The organism is Ruegeria sp. HKCCE3926, from assembly GCF_017872515.1.
Lineage (GTDB): Bacteria > Pseudomonadota > Alphaproteobacteria > Rhodobacterales > Rhodobacteraceae > Ruegeria.
Map to the genome: position 1 here is coordinate 1,238,582 of NZ_JAEDOU010000001.1, position 15,558 is coordinate 1,254,139.

General features: G+C 57.8%; 13 protein-coding genes. 8 read left to right on the forward strand and 5 right to left on the reverse strand.

Going from position 1 to position 15,558, the window contains the following annotated elements:
- Positions 1-34 precede the first annotated feature (34 nt).
- From I9184_RS06285 to I9184_RS06295, 3 genes are all read left to right on the forward strand, one after another.
- A complete protein-coding gene (locus I9184_RS06285; RefSeq protein ID WP_152457770.1) occupies positions 35-1,081 on the forward strand; it encodes an ABC transporter permease in 1,047 nt (348 codons plus the stop codon).
- Between the two features lie 13 nt (positions 1,082-1,094).
- The gene (locus tag I9184_RS06290) at positions 1,095-2,558 is read left to right on the forward strand and encodes an ABC transporter permease (protein ID WP_171723402.1); all 1,464 of its coding nucleotides are present in this window, start codon (positions 1,095-1,097) and stop codon (positions 2,556-2,558) included.
- Positions 2,559-2,651: 93 nt separating this feature from the next.
- Entirely contained in the window at positions 2,652-4,739 is a 2,088-nt protein-coding gene (locus tag I9184_RS06295) for an ABC transporter ATP-binding protein (RefSeq protein WP_152457768.1), read from the forward strand.
- Positions 4,740-4,858: 119 nt separating this feature from the next.
- On the opposite strand, the gene I9184_RS06300 is transcribed toward I9184_RS06295, so the two are convergent.
- From I9184_RS06300 to I9184_RS06310, 3 genes are all read right to left on the reverse strand, one after another.
- Positions 4,859-5,845, reverse strand: a complete 987-nt coding sequence (locus tag I9184_RS06300) for an MBL fold metallo-hydrolase (RefSeq protein ID WP_209833309.1) — start codon at positions 5,843-5,845, stop codon at positions 4,859-4,861.
- Between the two features lie 130 nt (positions 5,846-5,975).
- On the reverse strand, positions 5,976-6,938 hold the full coding sequence (locus tag I9184_RS06305; RefSeq protein ID WP_171632933.1) for a LuxR C-terminal-related transcriptional regulator: 963 nt from the start codon (positions 6,936-6,938) through the stop codon (positions 5,976-5,978).
- Between the two features lie 97 nt (positions 6,939-7,035).
- The gene (locus I9184_RS06310) at positions 7,036-7,614 is read right to left on the reverse strand and encodes a lytic transglycosylase domain-containing protein (RefSeq protein ID WP_171632935.1); all 579 of its coding nucleotides are present in this window, start codon (positions 7,612-7,614) and stop codon (positions 7,036-7,038) included.
- A 203-nt stretch (positions 7,615-7,817) separates the two neighbouring features.
- Here I9184_RS06310 and ssb point away from each other — a divergent pair, with 203 nt between their 5' ends.
- Both ssb and I9184_RS06320 read left to right on the forward strand, forming a co-directional pair.
- Positions 7,818-8,306, forward strand: a complete 489-nt coding sequence (gene ssb / locus I9184_RS06315; RefSeq protein ID WP_209833311.1) for a single-stranded DNA-binding protein — start codon at positions 7,818-7,820, stop codon at positions 8,304-8,306.
- Positions 8,307-8,324: 18 nt separating this feature from the next.
- Positions 8,325-9,395, forward strand: coding sequence for a site-2 protease family protein (locus tag I9184_RS06320; RefSeq protein ID WP_171723405.1), 1,071 nt, complete (start codon positions 8,325-8,327; stop codon positions 9,393-9,395).
- Positions 9,396-9,404: 9 nt separating this feature from the next.
- Here I9184_RS06320 and aroB read toward each other — a convergent pair whose 3' ends face one another.
- Together aroB and I9184_RS06330 are read right to left on the reverse strand one after the other, a co-directional pair.
- Positions 9,405-10,517: a 3-dehydroquinate synthase gene (aroB, locus tag I9184_RS06325; protein WP_209833313.1), complete on the reverse strand. Its 1,113-nt coding sequence runs from the start codon at positions 10,515-10,517 to the stop codon at positions 9,405-9,407.
- Positions 10,518-11,105 carry a shikimate kinase gene (locus I9184_RS06330; protein ID WP_171116289.1) on the reverse strand — a complete coding sequence of 196 codons (588 nt, stop codon included), beginning with the start codon at positions 11,103-11,105 and terminating at the stop codon, positions 10,518-10,520. It abuts the gene before it with no gap.
- A gap of 218 nt (positions 11,106-11,323) precedes the next feature.
- Between I9184_RS06330 and I9184_RS06335 the strand changes: the two genes are divergently transcribed.
- The 3 genes from I9184_RS06335 (at position 11,324) to I9184_RS06345 (ending at position 15,174) form a co-directional block, all read left to right on the forward strand.
- Entirely contained in the window at positions 11,324-12,844 is a 1,521-nt protein-coding gene (locus I9184_RS06335; RefSeq protein ID WP_209833316.1) for a hypothetical protein, read from the forward strand.
- A gap of 2 nt (positions 12,845-12,846) precedes the next feature.
- Positions 12,847-13,803 carry a site-specific tyrosine recombinase XerD gene (locus I9184_RS06340; protein ID WP_209833318.1) on the forward strand — a complete coding sequence of 319 codons (957 nt, stop codon included), beginning with the start codon at positions 12,847-12,849 and terminating at the stop codon, positions 13,801-13,803.
- Positions 13,804-13,866: 63 nt separating this feature from the next.
- Positions 13,867-15,174 (forward strand): HlyC/CorC family transporter, encoded by a 1,308-nt coding sequence (locus I9184_RS06345; RefSeq protein WP_171632949.1) that lies wholly within the window; start codon positions 13,867-13,869, stop codon positions 15,172-15,174.
- Positions 15,175-15,558 lie beyond the last annotated feature (384 nt).

Genomic DNA, 15,558 nt, shown 5'->3' on the forward strand with positions numbered 1-15,558 from the left:
TGATCTGCGGAATACCTGAACAACAGGGGCCACCATGGGACTATTCATCCTACGACGGTTCGGAGTGATGCTGCTTACGGCATTATGTCTGACATTCGTCGTCTTTTTCCTGACCAACCTATACCCGAACCTTGAAAAGCTGGCGAAAACGCAGGGCAACCAGCGTATGTCGGATGAGCAGGTCGAAGCCTGGTTGGAAAACCGCGGCTACTTGCAGCCGACACTCGTTAAATACGGCCAATGGTTGGGCGTGATGCCCGGGTTCCAGAATACACTGGAAGATGGCCAGTTCGTGGGAACCTGCACAAGACCCGGTTCGACTGCAGAGGACACGGCAAGATATTGTGGTGTTCTTCAGGGCGATTGGGGATACTCAACCGTTTTCAAGGAAGAAGTCGGAACCATCGTTGGCAAGCGCTTGGGCAACACAGGTTACCTGATGTTCTGGGTTTTGGTCCTGATGGTGCCTTCCGCCCTGATCGTTGGTGTACTGGCCGGGATGCGAGAGGGATCAGCCCTGGATCGATCATTGTCGACCTTCTCAATCATCACGACAGCGACACCGGAATACGTATCGGGCGTTATCTTCATCGCGATCTTCACCTCGTCCACCGTGGGGCTGAAATGGTTCAAGGGAACCGCGACGCAAGCGATGGAGAACCCGACATTCGAAAACTTCTTCCTGCCGGTTCTTACCATTGCGCTGTACGGTATGGGCTATATCGCCCGGATGACCCGCGCTTCGATGACCGAAGTGATGACGGCGCAATACATCCGGACCGCACGGCTGAAGGGTGTCTCGTTCCCGAACATCGTCATGAAACACGCCTTGCGCAACGCGTTGATCGCGCCGTTCACGGTTATCATGCTGCAGTTCCCATGGCTGCTGAACGGCGTGGTGATTGTTGAAACCCTGTTCAACTACAAGGGTTTCGGCTGGGCGCTGGTTCAGGCCGCTGGCAACAACGACATCCAGCTTCTGCTGGCGATCTCGGTCGTGTCGGTCTTCGTGGTTCTGATAACGCAGCTGATCTCGGATATCGGCTACGTTTACCTCAACCCGCGCATTCGCATTTCATAAGGAGGGTGAGATTATGGAACCACTAACCTGGACCGGCTCTATCGCCTTCCTGAACCCGCTTCTGATGATCGCACTGGCAGCACTTTTCCTGTCGATCCTGGTCTGGATCATCGCCAGTATCTTTTTGCCTGAACAGCAGATTGTCGTGAACCCGGATGGATCCGTCAGTTCTGGCGGCGGTGTCCGTGGATTGATCCAGCTTGCGCTGCACTACAGTTTCCTTGCCAGCGTGGGATTGGCCGTGGCTTATCTGGTGCTGGGCATCCTGATGGGCACTGGCGCAGGGATCATCGGCGCAATTTCCCAGCAATTCCTGCCAGTATGGGTCGCGCTGATCATCATGTTCGCCATGTCCATCGCCTTCAAACGACGGTTGGGGTTGTACGGCAAACTGTATGACAGTCCCATCGGAATGATCGGCTTTGGCCTTGTGATGTTCTGGGTCTTTACCGGCATCTTCGGCGCGCTTGATCTGATCGTGACCCATGACCCGCTGACACAGATCTCTGGCATGAAGAACAAAGTGCCGGGAACGCCTCTGCCAAATCTGGAGGACGGCGAGTATGCCTGGTATCTTCTGGGCGGTGACAATCTGGCGCGTGACGTATTCAGCCGGATGGTCAAGGGGGCCTGGGTTGTGGTGCAAATTGCACCGCTGGCAACGATGTTCGCCTTCATGGTCGGCATTACGCTGGGGCTTCCCGCCGGTTACTATGGGGGCCGTTTTGATACATTCCTGTCCTTCCTCGCCAACCTGATCCTCGCCTTCCCGGTGATCCTGCTGTTCTACCTGCTGGTGACACCGGAGATCGTGGCGACCGGGGTGCCGAACTACATGGCGGCCGTACTGTTCGTGTTCCCGATCCTGTTCATCGGCGTATTGCTGAATTCACGCTATTACACGCGCCCGAATTTCCGTACGCCGTTGCTGATCGGTGTTCTGGGTGTTGCGATCTGGCTGTATCTGTCGCTGATTTCGACCGGTGGCTACATCATCAACACCGACGCCTACCGGATCTGGGGCCTGCCGACCTATCTGGACCTGTTCGATATCCCCGGCGGTATTCTGGTGGTGTTCGTCTCGGTGGTCTTCGTCAACTCGCCCACGGTCTTCCGTATCGTGCGCGGCCTGGCGCTGGATATCAAAACCCGAGATTACGTGGCTGCAGCCCAGACACGCGGCGAGGGGCCGTGGTACATCATGCTTTGGGAAATCCTGCCCAACGCACGCGGCCCCCTGATCGTCGATTTCTGTCTGCGCATCGGTTACACCACCATTCTTCTGGGGACTTTGGGCTTCTTCGGACTGGGCCTTCCGCCGGAAAGCCCGGACTGGGGATCCACGATCAACGAGGGGCGCAAGCTGCTGTCGATCTACCTGCACCCTGCCCTTCCTCCTGCCTTTGCACTGCTGTCGCTGGTTCTTGGTCTGAACCTGCTGGCTGACGGTCTTCGCGAGGAAAGCCTGAAGGACTGATGTGATCGAGGCCGGGGGGCCAGCCCCCCGGACCCCCCGGGATATTTTTGGCCAGATGAAGGGGATCCCCGCATTTGGTGAGGAGTAAGCAAAATGAGCAAAATGGCGGATTATGACGGCCCGATCCTGGAGATCGACAAGCTGTCCATCTCATTCTTTACCCGCCTGCGGGAAATCCCCGCCGTTATGGATTTCTCGGTCAGCGTAGAGCCCGGTGAAGCCGTGGGGCTGGTTGGTGAATCCGGTTGTGGCAAATCAACCGTGGCACTGGGCGTTATGCAGGATCTTGGCAAGAACGGTCGCATCGTCGGAGGCACGATAAAGTTCAAGGGCCGCGATCTGGCAGAGATGTCGGCCGAAGAACTGCGCGACATTCGCGGCAATGAAATCGCGATGATCTATCAGGAGCCGATGGCATCGCTGAATCCGGCGATGAAGATCGGCAAACAATTGATGGAAGTGCCGATGATCCACGAGGGGGTAAGTCAGGAAGAGGCTTATTCCCGTGCGCTGGAAGTGGTGACGGACGTTCGCCTGCCAGACCCCGAACGGATGTTGAATTCGTTTCCGCACCAACTGTCGGGTGGTCAGCAGCAGCGGATCGTGATTGCGATGGCGCTGATGTCGAAACCGGCGCTGTTGATCCTGGACGAGCCGACAACGGCTCTGGACGTGACCGTCGAGGCCGCCGTGGTTGAACTGGTCAAGGATCTGGGCAAGAAATACGGCACCTCGATGTTGTTCATCTCGCACAATCTCGGGCTGGTTCTGGAAACCTGCGACCGTCTGTGCGTGATGTATTCGGGTGAAGCGGTCGAGCGTGGCTCGATCAAGGATGTGTTCGACGAGATGCAGCACCCTTATACACAGGCGCTGTTCCGTTCGATCCCGCTGCCGGGGGCTGACAAGAACACGCGTCCGCTGGTGGCTATTCCGGGGAACTTCCCATTGCCCCACGAGCGGCCTCCGGGTTGCAACTTCGGACCGCGCTGCGACTATTTCGAAGAGGGGCGCTGTGACGCGAAGGAAATCCTGATGGAGGCCGTTCCCGGAAATGACCGGCACCACACCCGCTGCCTTAAATTCCAGGAAATCGACTGGAACGCCCCACTTGCGCTGGCCGATCAGAAAGAAAAGGGTGAGATTGGCCGAACGGTTCTGAAAATGGACAACCTCAAGAAATATTACGAGGTTGCGGCAAATGCCTTGTTTGGCGGCGGTGAGAAGAAGGTTGTGAAGGCCAACGAAACGCTCAGCTTCGAGGCGCACGAATCCGAGACACTGGCCATCGTGGGGGAATCCGGCTGCGGCAAGTCGACCTTCGCCAAGGTGCTTATGGGATTGGAGACGGCCACAGACGGGCAGATCCTGCTGGACAACCGCAACATCGAACAGGTGCCCATCGAAGAACGCGATGCCAAGACGATCGGCGAAGTTCAGATGGTTTTCCAGAACCCGTTCGACACGCTGAATCCGTCGATGACCGTTGGCCGTCAGATCATCCGGGCGCTTGAAATCTTTGGTGTCGGAAACTCTGAAGCCGAGCGCAAGAAGCGGATGCTGGAATTGCTTGATCTGGTGAAGCTGCCGCGCGCCTTTGCAGACAGGATGCCGCGACAGCTGTCCGGTGGTCAGAAACAGCGCGTGGGTATCGCGCGCGCCTTTGCCGGCGATGCACGTATCGTTGTGGCGGACGAACCCGTCTCGGCGCTGGATGTGTCGGTTCAGGCTGCCGTGACGGATCTGTTGATGGAGATACAGCGACAGCACAAGACCACGCTGCTGTTCATCAGCCACGATCTGTCCATCGTGCGTTACCTCAGTGACCGGGTCATGGTGATGTATCTGGGCCATGTTGTGGAATTGGGCACCACGGATCAGGTCTTTGCCCCGCCCTATCACCCCTATACCGAGGCGCTGCTGAGCGCGGTTCCGATTGCGGATACCTCGATCGAAAAGCAGCATATCGTTCTGGAAGGCGATATTCCCTCGGCCATGAACCCGCCACCAGGCTGTCCGTTCCAGACGCGTTGCCGATGGAAATCCGAGGTGCCTGACGGTCGGTGCGAATCCCACGTGCCGCCGGTGCAGACGCTGGCGGATGGCCACCAGATCAAATGCCACCTGGCCGAAGATATTCTGGCCCGGATGGAGCCGGTGATCAAAGTCGCGGCGGAGTAAACCCGTTTCTGAACCTTGAGAAAGGGCCGGTCAGGAACCGGCCCTTTCTATTGGCGCCGCGGTTCGTGGGGAGACAGGCGGCGCTTGGGAGTGGCGTGAGTGGCGACCCCGGTAATTCGTCAGCCGGTCATGACGTTGTTGCCGAAATGCATGAATTCCTGGTTCATTCCTGCAATGCCACCGGCTTCAAGCAGAAGGCTGGCACTGTCGAGCATCTTGTAGCTCTGCTGAGCTTTCACCCAGTCGTCGGCAGATTGCAGAGTGGTCAGCGTGTAGGATGTGACCTCATTCAGGTAATGTGTGGGGATGATCACCTTGGGCTGGAGCTTGGATACGATGTCGTTGCCCTGATCGAAGCTGAGGATATGTTCCGAGCCATCAACCGGCAGCGTCAGAACATCCACCCGACCGATCGCGTCCCAGAACTCCTGTGGCGGGTTGTGGCGGTTGTCGCCCCAGATCAGCGTTCGAATGCCGCCGGTCTCGACCAGATAGACGACCATATCCATGTGGCCCACGTTGTTCGGCGGGCAGGCTTCCACACCGAACTCGGCCAGCGCATTGGTCCAGTCATACCATCCGGGCGCGACACAGGCGTGCTTGTCGGCAAAACCGGTGATCTTGATGTCTGCAAACTCGAACTTGCCCGCCATGCGATCCAGCACCATGGTCGAACTTGGGCGTTCAATCGCATCGTGATCAAAATGGGCATGGGTCGACAGGGTGATATCCACCGGGATTTGCGGGAATTCGTTGCGGAACCAAAGCCCCCAAGCGCCCGACGGATCATCGCGCCAGGGATCAAACAGCACTGTTGCGCCATTAGGCGAGGTGATCTTGATCGCACAATGACCATAATAGTCGATGCCAACCGTCCCGGTGCTGGCCTGACCCGTTGCGCCTTGCAGATCTATCACGTGGTTGTTGTTGCCCGGCTGTAGCCACGCCTGAGACTGCGCCTGAGCCGGTCTTGCGCCCAGTACGGAAGCAGTCGCACCGACACCGGCAGCCCCCGCCGCCATAAAGAACGACCGGCGAGACAGCCCCGGCGCCAGGTCATCCTTGTCCCCGTTCAGGATGGTTGGTTTCAGATCTTTGCGATCCATTTTTGTGTACCTCTCTGTTGGACATATGCAGGTTTTCCGCACGTCCCAACCAAAGGTAACAAGCCAAGGCACCTTGGCTCAGACCGAAAAAATGGGGGCGGATTATGGGGGAAAACCCCATATTCCGTGTTCACGAAATCGAGAGCAAATGACTGCGCAGGTTCTTGCTGCGCCCTTCAAGGCCCAGCTTGCGGCGGATGTTGTTGCGGTGAAAATCGATTGTCGATGTTTCTCGGGACAGGGCCTTGGCGATGTCCTTGGTTGTTTTTCCAAACATGACCATCTGCGCAATCTCGATCTCGGTCGGGGTCATTGCTGCAAACGCATCCGTCAGTTTGTCCGACAATGAAGACGTGATCTCGTTCAGGTTCTTCTCGGCCAACTCAAGATAGACATACTGCGCTTCGTCCCCGGAAAGCTGCGTTCGAACCTTTTCCAGATAGGGCAGAACTCGGCCGCGCACCTGTTCGACAATTTCGTGATCGCGGTTTTTGCGTTCGTCATCCAGACTGGACAGCAGAACGCGCAGCGCCGTGTTGGTTTCCTGCAATTCACGGGTACGATCCGCGACACGGGTTTCAAGCTGCGCCAGTGTTTCGTTGAGTTTCTCTTCCAGCGCGCGGCGCAGGTAAACCTCTTGCAACAAAGCCAAATCCGACTCGACCATGCGTGCGAACTGCGCCAACCCTTCGCGGAACAACAAGGCACGCCGGTTCTGCTTTCGATCCAGAACACAAATCGTTCCGAACACCGATCCATCGGGCCATTTCAGCGGCAGGCCGATGTAAAATGTCATTCCATGTTCCAGATCGTCATTGTCGGCCCAATCCGGATCGCAGGCTGCATCCTCAACCACCAGTTCTCCGTCCCGTTGCAATACGCCCTGACAATAAAGTTTGGGATTCAACTGGAAACTCAAACCAACCGGATACGGGTTTTCGGGATGATCCGAGGTGATCAGCACCGCGTGATCCGGTGCGTCGGTTTTCATGATCAGGCTTGCGGGCACATCCGCCAATTCCGCGACCAGATCAACCAGTTGCTGCCAGTTAACCAGCGTTTCTTGCGGGATCTCAGGGTGGTCAACAGGCATCAGGCGGCCTCACCAATTGCTGGACGATACCCTTTCAGGTTAGTTGGACTGGTTGCGTCGGATCAAGAACCGGACGTTCTGCGTCGCGGCATCGGGTTTAACCGCCCCAGATAACCTTCACGTAGTTCTGGGTTTCCTTGTATGGCGGTATGCCGCCATGCTTTTCCACCGCTTTTGGGCCAGCATTGTAGGCGGCCAAAGCCAGTGGCCAGGATTTGAACTTGCGATACTGCCAGGACAGGTATCTGGCCCCACCTTCGAGATTCTGCTTGGGGTCATGCGGGTTGACCCCCAAAAGCTCGGCGGTCTGAGGCATCAATTGCGCCAATCCCAGAGCACCCTTGTGAGACTTCGCGTGCGGGTTCCATCCGCTTTCCTGCTGAACAAGGCGCAGGAACAAGTCTTCGGGAATGTTGTGAAGGCGGGCAGCCTGTTTCGCCAGATCCAGATACTGGCCGCGATACTTGCCAGTATATCGCTTGCCGGTATGCGTACGGGATGTCTTGGGTTTCAACCGCGCGGAGTCGCGATACTGCGTCGCCGCACGGGAATCCAGAATCTTCGACTGCTTGAGGAAGATATCCTTGCGGCTTTTGGTAGACAGAGTTTGCGCCTGCACAGGCAAAACGGCCAGCACAAGGCAGACAACAGAAAACCCAGCAACCCAAGAACGCATCAATGCCTATCCTGCTCGATAAGAAACCAGTCGGATTATAGGTATTCCCACGAAAAATGAAAGCTTGGTAAAGACCAAAGTAAGACTCTTGTCCAACACTGTTGTATCTACTGTTTTCATCCATGATGCAGGCCGTATAGGGTCTCACGAAACAAGTCGCGCCAGATTCGGCGCACATACGCGAAAACAGAACGAGGAATTACATGGCGGGTTCAGTCAACAAGGTCATTCTGGTCGGAAATCTGGGTCGTGATCCCGAAGTGCGGACATTCCAGAACGGCGGAAAAGTATGCAATCTACGCATTGCCACGTCAGAGACCTGGAAAGACCGCAACACGGGCGAACGCCGCGAACGCACGGAATGGCACTCGGTCGCCATATTCAACGAAGGTCTGGTCCGTGTGGCCGAGCAATACCTGCGCAAGGGCTCTAAAGTCTATGTCGAAGGGCAGCTTCAGACCCGCAAGTGGCAGGACCAGTCTGGCCAGGACCGGTATTCTACTGAAGTTGTCCTGCAGGGCTTTGGCTCAACCCTCGTGATGCTGGATGCGCGCGGCGAAGGCGGCGGCGGCGGCGGTGGTTACGGCGGCGGCCAGGCCGGTGGCAGCGGGTACGGAGACCCTTACGGCGGTCCGTCCAGTTCCCCGGCACCGGCATCGGGTGGCATCGACGACGACGAGATTCCGTTCTAGGAAATTCGGAGACACGACATGACATGGTCCTTTTCTCTCGGCCGATTGCTCGGTTCCGAACTGAGGGTCCATGTCACGTTTTTCCTGCTTCTGACCTGGGTGGGCTTTGCGGCCTATTCTGCCGGTGGCCTGCCGGCCGCCATAGACAACCTGTTGTTTGTTCTGGCCTTGTTTGCCTGTGTGGTCGCGCATGAATTCGGTCATGCCCTCATGGCGCGGCGCTTTGGAATCAAGACCCCAGACATAACATTGTTGCCGATCGGCGGGTTGGCCCGTCTTGAAAGGATGCCGGAAAAACCGATGCAAGAAGTGCTTGTGGCACTTGCAGGTCCGGCGGTGAACATCGTGATCTGGGTCATACTGGTCGCCTTCGGAGCAGGAGTGCCGATCGAGACGCTTTCCCAGATCGATTCACCGGGTATCGGGTTTCTGAACAGGCTGGCCTACATCAACCTGCTGCTGGCCGTATTCAACATGATCCCGGCCTTCCCCATGGACGGAGGGCGCGTTTTCCGCGCCCTTCTGTGCCTGCGCATGGATCGCGTCAAAGCAACACGCGTGGCTGCTGTCGGAGGTCAGATCGTTGCGGTGGGTCTGGGGTTTTTGGGGCTGAGTTCAGGCAACCCGTTTCTGGTGCTCATCGCCGTGTTCGTGTTCATCGCCGCCAACGCCGAAAGCCAGGAAGTCGCCCTGCGATCCGCAGCGCGCCGGGTTCTGGCGCGGGACGCGATGATCACGGAATTTCACGCGCTTTCCCCCGACGATACGCTGAGTACCGCGGCGCAAGCCGTGATCCACACCACTCAACACGAATTCCCTGTATTGGACTCAAGCCAGGCCCTGCTGGGATTCGTCACGCGTGAACGGCTGTTCGCTGCGCTGGCAAGTGACCAACCCAGATCTGCGCCCGCCACGTCGATCATGGACGCGGCGGTCCCCGCAGTTTCGCTTACCACCGGGCTCGAGACCGTTCTGGAGCACTTGCACAACGGCGCTCCGGCCATCGCTGTGGTCACTCGGGGTGGTCGCATGATGGGTTACATCACGCGCGAGAACATCGGTGAATTGATGGTCATTCAGGGGCGCTAGGCTTTTAGGTCAAGCCGTGGCAAGCGCATCCGACAGGACCGAAAGAACCGCATCTTTCGGCACATCTGAGGTCACGAACGCCTCTCCGATCCCACGCGCCAGAATAAACCGAAGCTGGCCATCCACGACTTTCTTGTCCTGTCCCATAAGATCCACCAGCGCCTCGGCGCTTGGCAATTCGCCCGGAATATCGGCCAGATCCGTCTTCATCCCCATCGCACGCAAATGCGCGCGCACCCGGCTTGGGTCCTCTTGCGAACACAAACCCAGCCGAGACGACAACTCAAACGCCAGCGCGCAGCCAATTGCCACACCTTCGCCATGCAGAAGGCGGTCAGAATACCCTGTTGCAGCTTCCAGGGCGTGGCAGAACGTGTGACCCAGATTGAGAAGAGCCCTGTCACCTTGTTCGGTTTCATCCCGCGCGACGATGTCGGCCTTCATTTGCACCGAGCGCGTCACCGCATGCACACGGGCCGCCATGTCACCCGAGGAAACGCTTGGCCCGTGCGCCTCAAGCCAATCAAAGAACTTTGCATCACCAAGCAATCCGTATTTCACGACCTCGCCATAGCCCGACAAGAAGTCTCTTTGGGTCATGGTCCCCAGAACAGAGGTATCCGCCAGAACCAGCGAGGGTTGATGAAACGCGCCGATCAGGTTTTTGCCCTGTGGTGCGTTGATCCCGGTCTTTCCACCGACCGAACTGTCCACTTGTGCCAGCAATGACGTTGGAATCTGCACAAAGCGAACACCGCGCCGCAAAACCGCTGCTGCAAAGCCTGCCAGATCTCCGATGACGCCGCCCCCCAAGGCTACGACGACATCCCGGCGTTCGACTTTTTCTGCAAGCAGCCACTCGACGGCGCGCTCGAAATACGGCCAGCTTTTGGTTGCCTCTCCGGCGGGCAGCGCCAGTGCGGTCATCTCGATCCCCGCGGCATTCAGCCCGGCGCGCAGCGCCTCAAGATGCAGACCGGCCACGTTTTCATCCGTCAGAACCGCGACTTTTGGCCGGGCCAGAAGTGGTGATATCCAGCCCCCTGCCCGCGTCAGAAGATCCGGACCGATTTCAACATCATAGGATCGGTCACTGAGGTCCACATGTACTGTTTGGTGCATTTATTTGAGTTCCAAAACATCAGGGCGCGCCAACAGAGCGTCGACAACGCGGCCTACCATATTTTCGATCGAGGTCTCGCCATCCGAATCCACTGTCAGATCGGCCTGAGCATAAACCGGCACGCGGGCCTCGTAGAGGGATTTCAGCGTCGCATAGGGATCGGCGGTGCGCAGCAGAGGACGGGTGTCTTTGTGGCGCACACGGTTCCACAGAACATTCAGATCCGCGCGCAGCCAGACGGCAGCACCCTTTTCGGCGATGATGCGACGATTTTCCGGCTGGAGAAACGCCCCCCCACCCGTTGAAAGAATGCCTTTTTGTTCATCCAGCAAGCGCCCGATGACCTGCGATTCCTTGGTGCGAAAGAAAGGTTCGCCGTCACGCTCAAAGATTTCAGGAATGGTCATGTTGGCGGCTGATTCGATCTCGGCATCGCTGTCCAGAAACGGAACACCCAGACGTGCGGCCAACGCGCGACCCACCGCTGTCTTGCCAGCCCCCATCATACCCACCAGAACCACGGTTTTGTGCAGATCAAAACCACCCTGTGTGTCTGTCGAATGTGTGTTATGCTTAATTTCGCTCATTTAAACGTGAATGACGTGATCTTGGGAAAAATGCCAGTTATAACTTGGCCAAAATCAAAAATTGAGGCAGCGTGGGGCCATGGGCCGACTGATCAAATTCCTGATATATGTTCTTTGCCTGGTATTCATTGGGCTGGTCGCCTACGCCTATGTTGGCCCATTCTTTGGCGCGGATTTTTCTGCGCCTCAAAGTGAAATCCGCGAACCGGTCGTATTGGATGTCAACTAAACAGGCGTTGTTGGCGGTCTTTCTGGCGGGATCGGCACATGCGCAAACCCCGTTATCAGCGATCGAATGGCTTGCGGAACCGCCAGAAAACCTGCCCGGAACCGTATTGCTGGAACCGCCGGTGGCACAGAACGGCGGATTGCCCGAAATTGAGGTCACGCCGCTTGAAGCGTTGTCGCAACCTTTGGGCTTGGTCGCATCATCCGTCACCGGGTTGCCCGTGGATTTGTGGCAAGGCAGCGATGCGAACCGGCTGGCAGAGCTGATCGCGAAGACGCCCGTTCGCGACAACCCGACCATGCAACGCCTGTTGTTTACATTGCTTCTGTCGGAAACCCGCGCACCGGCGGGCCCTGATGCGCAAGAGATTATGCTGCTGGCGCGGCTGGACCGTCTGATGCAACTGGGTGCGGCTGATCCCGTGCAATCGCTGGTTCAACTGGCTGGGCCGACCGATACACAGGATCGGTTTCAGCGTTGGTTTGACGCAACGCTGCTGACCGGTGATGAGGATCGCAGCTGCACCGCCCTTATCGCCGATCCGCACCTGTCAAAGGACTACGCCGCGCAAGTGTTCTGTAAAGCCCGACGCGGAGATTGGGCATCGGCCGCGTTGACGCTTGAGGCAGCGCATGCCCTGAACATCCTGCCGCCGGCAGAGCTGGCGGTTCTGGATCGTTTTCTAAGCCCTGAACTCTATGAAGGCGCGGCTTATCTGCCCCAACCTGAAAACCCGGATCCTTTGAGTTTCCGACTGTTCGAAGCGATCGGAGAACGGCTTCCTTCCGCCTCGTTGCCACGCGCTTTCGCCAACGCGGATCTTCGGGATGTGGCCGGATGGAAAGCGCAGATCGAAGCCGCCGAACGGCTTACACGCATTGGCGCTTTGACGCCCAATCAATTGCTTGGACTTTATACCGAAAGGTCCCCGGCAGCGTCCGGCGCAGTTTGGGACAGGGTCGCGGCCATCCAACGATTTGAAAGCGCGTTGGATACGCGAAACGCTGAAGCCATTGGAAAAACATTGCCGACGGTCTGGCAGCAGATGCGCAGCGTCGGGCTTGAAGTGCCCTTCGCCGAATTGTTCGCCGAGCGTCTGTCGAAGGTTTCGCTGTCGGTGCCGGCGACTGAAAACCTGCGCTGGCGCATTCTGATGCTGTCTGGCCTGTACGAACAGGCTGCACAATCAGCGCCGGACAACTCGATCGATACCCTGTTTCTTGCGGCGCTGGCGCAGGGTGATCCGGGGCGGGCGGTTTCTCCTTCTCCGTTGGCCGACGCTGTTTCTCAGGGGTTTGCATGGGCAGCACCCGTACCCAACGACATCGACGCCTTGCTGGACAATGGTCAACTTGGTGAAGCCATACTGGAAGCCATGCAGTTGTTTGCGCATGGTGCACGGGGCAATCTGGTGGATCTGACCGCAGCAATCGCAACCTTCCGACGCGTGGGCCTGGAAGACACCGCGCGGCGTGCCGCGCTGAGCCTGTTGATCCTGCAAGAGCGCTGAAGATGGCTATTCCGGCGACAAATGAGCTATGGATTTCGACCTTTCTACAGGCCCAGGCAGCGGAACTTGGCGCGGCGACAAATACCTTGCTGGCCTATGGCCGCGATCTGAAAGACTTTGCATCCTGGTTGCAGCACAGGGGATCCGGATTCGATCAGGCAGATCGTGATCAGATCGAGGCCTATCTGATCGACTGCCAGGCACAGGGCTTGTCACGTTCCACCCGCGCGCGGCGATTGTCGGCGATAAAACAGCTGTACCGCTTTGCATTCGAGGAAGGCTGGAACGAGACGAACCCCGCCATCCAGATCAAAGGTCCGGGGCGGCAGAAGCGACTGCCCAAAACGCTGGACGTGCCCGAAGTCGACCGTCTTCTGGCAGCCGCCCGACAAACCGGGCGCAGCAAGGGCGATCGCATACGCAATACCTGTTTGATGGAAGTTCTGTACGCCACCGGGATGCGTGTGACCGAACTTGTGTCCCTGCCCGTTTCCTCGGCCCGTGGCGATCCCCGTATGTTGCTGGTGATGGGCAAAGGCGGCAAGGAACGCATGGTACCCCTGTCCCCACCGGCGCGGGATGCTTTGGCTGCCTGGTTGATCGCGCGGGACCAAGCCGAAGACCAGACCGTCGAGAAAGGCGGTCAAAGATCCCGTTTTCTGTTTCCGTCGCGCGGCAAATCCGGCCACCTGACACGGCACAGGTTCTTTCTGCTGGTCAAGGAACTGGCCGTTCAGGGTGGCGTTTCGCCCGAGAAAGTCACCCCGCATACCCTGCGCCACGCCTTTGCCACGCATCTGCTGGCCAACGGCGCGGATCTGCGTTCGATCCAGACCTTGTTGGGTCATGCCGACGTTGCAACGACCGAGATTTATACTCATGTTCTGGATGAACGGCTGTCGGAACTGGTGTTGCAACACCACCCGCTGAGCAAAGACCCTGACGAAGACCGGGGCTAAGCCCTTGATCCAGCAGCGCGGCATCCCCATAACGGATGCGTCACCCTAACCCACCAAGGACCAATGGAACCCTCATCTTCTCTGATCGACAGCACATTCTGGATTACGTCAGGCGCGATCCTCTTGTTGCTCGTTTTGTCCGGCTTTTTCTCGGGTTCGGAAACGGCGCTTACAGCTTCGTCTCGCGGAAAACTGCGGGCGCAGGCCGACAAGGGATCACGGGGCGCAAAAAAGGCGCTGGAAATCACCGATGACAATGAACGCCTGATCGGCTCGGTTCTTCTGGGCAACAATCTTGTCAACATCCTGGCCGCCTCGCTGGCGACGGCCTTGTTCACCCGTATATTCGGCGAAAGCGGTGTGGCGTTGGCGACCCTGGTCATGACTTTGCTGGTGCTGATTTTTGCCGAAGTGCTGCCCAAGACCTACGCCATCACCAATTCCGAAAAAGCCGCGGCGGCTGTTGCCCCGATCATCAGCGTCGTCGTGACGGTGTTTTCGCCCATTGTGGCGGCGGTGCGGCTGCTGGTGCGCGGTGTGTTGCGCCTGTTCGGCGTGCAGATCGATCCCGACAGCAACATTCTGGCTGTACGCGAAGAGATTGCCGGCGCCTTGCAACTTGGTCATTCCGAAGGCGTGGTCGAAAAGGAAGACCGCGACCGCATCTTGGGTGCGCTGGATCTGGGCGACCGGACGGTGGAAGAGATCATGCTGCACCGATCGAATATCGAGATGATCGACGCCAATGCCGCCCCAGAGGAAATCCTGAAACAATGTCTGCAAAGCCCCCACACCCGTCTGCCTGTGTTCCGGGACGAGCCGGAAAACATCGTGGGTGTTGTCCACGCCAAGGACCTTTTTCGCGCCATGTATGCGCAGGCAGGCAGCAGCGACGGCGGGACCGACCGTTTGGCAAGCTTTGACATCGGAAAGGTGGCAAACGACCCTTACTTTGTGCCCGAAACCACGACGCTGGACGACCAGATGCGGGAATTCCTGCGCATGCACAGCCATTTTGCATTGGTTGTGGATGAGTATGGGTCACTGCGAGGCCTGATCACGCTTGAAGACATTCTTGAAGAAATCGTGGGCGAGATCGCCGATGAGTTCGACATAGACGAAGAGGTGCCGGTAATGCGCACCGAAGATGGCCAGTATCTGGTTGAAGGATCCATGACGATCCGGGATGCCAACAGGGCGCTGGACTGGTCTCTGCCGGATGACGAGGCGAACACGCTGGCCGGTCTGGTGATTCACGAGGCCCAGATGATCCCTGACGTCGGTCAGGTGTTTTCGTTCCACGGTTTCCGGTTCGAGGTCACGGCGCGTGAAGGCAACCGTATCACGGGACTGAAAGTGCGCCCCCTGTAGCGCCTGCGATTTTTCTGAAATGTTCCGCGCGCTGCCCAAGTGCCTGTCGTCAACTGAACGACCCAATTGCACTGAACCGGGCCCGGATATTCCGATCATCGCACAGTTCGACCCAAGCACGGAGCTGGGCGAGATGGGCCAGTTTGATCACCCCGACTTTGTTTCAGCTGTGCAGTAAAGTGGAAAAGCAGCCTTCAAGGCCGAAAAACCACAGGGCGATGTCGTGCTGAACGAGGCCCAGACCGCCTGTTTGTTTGCCCTCGGCTACAGGTTTTGACGACATTGGCTGCGCGAGAAGGCTGTGAAATCCAAAGCTGGTGCAATAGGTGACATGCGACACTTGTTGTCGCTAACAGACGAGTAATATCCCCATCGGCTCGACAG